The sequence below is a fragment of the Streptomyces lomondensis genome (genome assembly GCF_014651035.1).
Taxonomy (GTDB): domain Bacteria; phylum Actinomycetota; class Actinomycetes; order Streptomycetales; family Streptomycetaceae; genus Streptomyces; species Streptomyces lomondensis.
The window spans coordinates 1-714 of the sequence record NZ_BMWC01000049.1; the positions used below are offsets into that span (position 1 = coordinate 1).

The window sequence follows — 714 nt, forward strand, 5'->3', positions numbered from 1 at the left end:
AATGCGAGGAAGTGCTCGGCCTTGCGCTCGTAGCGGCGATGGAGTCGGCGGCAGCCGCCCAGCCATGACAGGGTGCGTTCAATGACCCAGCGGTGCCGGCCGAGGCGGCCGGAGGTGTCTTTGCCGCGGCGGGCGATGCGCGGCACGATCTGCCGGCGTCGCAGCCAGTTCCGTAAATGGTCGAAGTCGTAGCCCTTGTCCGCGTGGAGCTTGGCCGGGCGGCGGCGCCGGGGGCCGCGGCGGGAGCGAATCGGCGGGATGCCCCGCATTAGCGGCACCAGGGCCTGGCTGTCGTGCAGGTTGGCGGCGGAGATGCCGACCGAGATGGGCAGGCCGTTGCGGTCACAGATGACATGGATCTTCGACCCTTTCTTGCCGCGGTCGGTCGGATTCGGTCCCGTCAAGGGCCCCCTTTGACCGCCCGGACGCTGATCGAATCGATGGCGCAGCGCGACCAGTCGACATCGCCATCGGCACCGAGCCGGTCGAGCAGCACCCGGTGCAGCTTGGCCCATACCCGGGCTGCGGACCAGTCTGTGAAGCGCCGGTGCACCGTCTGCCAGGAGGCGCCGAAGACCGGCGGCAGCTGCCGCCAAGTGCAGCCTGAGGTGGCCACAAACACGATCGCTGCCAGCACCGCACGGTCATCACACCGGCGTCGGCCTCCGCCCTGCGGACGGAGCGGAGCCTCCGGGGCCACCTCCGTCCGGCACC

1 pseudogene is annotated in these 714 nt (G+C 70.3%); it reads right to left on the reverse strand.

The window, feature by feature from the left end:
* Positions 1-700: pseudogene (locus IE255_RS38895) on the reverse strand (IS5 family transposase); the annotation flags it as partial.
* Between the last annotated feature and the right edge of the window lie 14 nt (positions 701-714).